A 2,195-nucleotide genomic window follows, 5' to 3' on the forward strand; every position below is an offset into this window, starting at 1 on the left:
GCCCGGCCGGAGGCCCTCCGGCCGGCGCGCCGTGGGGCGCCGGGGCGCGACGCGCCGGCCGGGGAGAGCGGAGATGTACTGACGGAGGTGCTCACTGCTGCTCCTTGCCGACCTTCTCGGCGAGCGCCTGCGAGGTCTTCAGCGCCTCGGCCACCGACTTCTTGCCCGCGATGGCGGCGCTGATCTCCTGCGAGACCTTGGTGCCCAGATCGGTGAACTCCGGGATGTCGACGAACTGGATGCCGACGGTCGGGCGCGGCTGGGTGCCCGGGTCACGCGGATTGGCGGTGGCGATGGCTTCCTTGGTGACCTCGGCGAACGCCGCCGCGTCCTTCAGATAGTCGGGGTTGGCGTATGTCGAGGCGCGCTTGCCCGCGGGGACGTTGGCCCAGCCGATCTGCTCGCCGACGAGGTTCTCGTACTCCTTGCTGGACGCCCAGGAGATGAACTTCCACGCGCTCTCGGTCTTGGTGGAGGCCTTCTGCATGCCCCAGGCCCAGGTGTAGAGCCAGCCCGAGCTCTCCGTCTTGTCCACGGGAGCCGGCACATAGCCGATCTTGCCCTTGACCGGCGAGCCCTTGGCCTCCAGCGATCCGGCGCCCGCGGTGGCGTCGTACCACATGGCCGAGTTGCCCTGCGTCATGTTGTTGAGGCACTCGGCGTAGCCGGACTGCGGAGCACCGGCCTGGCCATGGTTGCGTACCAGGTCGACATAGAACTGGGTGGCCTTGGTGAACTCCGGCGAGGTGAGCTGTGCCTGCCAGTCCTTGGTGAACCAGGTGCCGCCCATGGTGTTGACGACGGTGGTCAGCGGAGCGATGACCTCGCCCCAGCCGGGCAGTCCGCGCAGACAGATGCCCTTCATGTTCTCCTGCGCGCCGTCCACCTTGGCGGCGAGATCGGCGACCTGCTGCCAGGTGGGCTTCGCGGGCATGGTGAGGTTCTTCGCCGCGAAGACGTCCTTGCGGTACATCAGGAAGGACGACTCGCCGTAGAAGGGCTCGCCGTAGAGCTTGCCGTCCTCGGCGGTCAGGGACTCCTGGAGCGGCTTGAGTATGTCGCCCTGGTCGAAGGCCTTGTCCTTGGCGGAGTACTCGTCGAGCGGGTGCAGCCAGCCGTTCTTCGCGTAGAACGGGACCTCGAAGTTGCTGATGGTGGCGACGTCGTACTGACCGGCCTGGTTGGAGAAGTCCTGGGTGATCTTGTCGCGTACGTCGTTCTCCGGCAGGACCGTGAAGTTGACCTTGATCCCGGTCTCCTTGGTGAAGTTGTCCGCGGTGAGCTTCTGCAGCTCTACCATCTGCGGGTTGTTCACCATGAGCACATTGAGCGTGTCACCGCCCGAGGAGGAGGTGCCGCCCGCACCGCTGCACCCGGCGAGCAGGGCCATCAGTGCGGCGCTCGCGCCCACACGTACCCGGATTCCGTTGCTTCCACCAAAGCGCCGTTGCTGGAGGGGAAGGAGTGGCATGACGTTCTCTCCTGATCGTTCGATGCGGGAAGACTCAGAGGTGCCGGATGAGAAGGCACCAGAGTTGCTGGAGGGGATGGAGGGTGTGACGGATATCCGAAGGCGGTTACGGGTACGAAATGAAGGACGGGTGCCCGGCGGGCGGGACGGAACGGGATGCGAGGGGACGCATGCGGGCGGAACGGAAGCGGGCGGAGCGGGACGGGATCAGACGCGGATGACCTGCGGCCCGAGCAGCGAGTAGCGCTGGGCCTCGGCCGAGGGCAGGCCGGCGTCCGTGACGATCGACTCGAAGTCACCGACCTCGGCGAAGCGGCAGAAGCTGACCGCGCCGAATTTGGTGTGGATCCCGGCGAAGACCCGGCGGCGCGCGCTCCGCATGGCCTGGGCCTTGACCTCGCTGACCGCCGGATCGGGAGTCGTGAGGCCGTACTCGCGGGATATGCCGTTCGCTCCGACGTACGCCAGATCGATGACGAACTCGGCGAGCATCCGGGTGGTCCAGTGGTCGACCGTGGCCATCGTAGAGCCACGGACCCGGCCGCCGAGCAGCAATACGGCGATCTTCTCGGCGTCGGCGAGGGCGGTCGCCACCGCGAGGGAGGCGGTGACCACGGTCAGCGGCCGGTCCCTGGGCAGCGCCTCGGCGACGAGCTGAGGAGTGAAGCCCTCGTCGACGAAGACCGTTTCCGCGTCGCCGAGGAGATCGGCGGCAGCCGCCGCG

General features: G+C 67.4%; 2 protein-coding genes. Both read right to left on the reverse strand.

Annotated features, from left to right (window positions below; all coding sequences use genetic code 11):
• Window positions 1-91 precede the first annotated feature (91 nt).
• On the reverse strand, window positions 92-1,390 hold the full coding sequence (locus GA0115259_RS32560; RefSeq protein ID WP_237540656.1) for an ABC transporter substrate-binding protein: 1,299 nt from the start codon (window positions 1,388-1,390) through the stop codon (window positions 92-94).
• 288 nt (window positions 1,391-1,678) lie between these two features.
• A partial coding sequence (locus GA0115259_RS32565; protein ID WP_093603638.1) for a DeoR/GlpR family DNA-binding transcription regulator occupies window positions 1,679-2,195 on the reverse strand: 517 nt, incomplete at its 5' end.

This window comes from Streptomyces sp. MnatMP-M17 (genome assembly GCF_900091995.1).
Classification (GTDB): Bacteria; Actinomycetota; Actinomycetes; order Streptomycetales; family Streptomycetaceae; genus Streptomyces.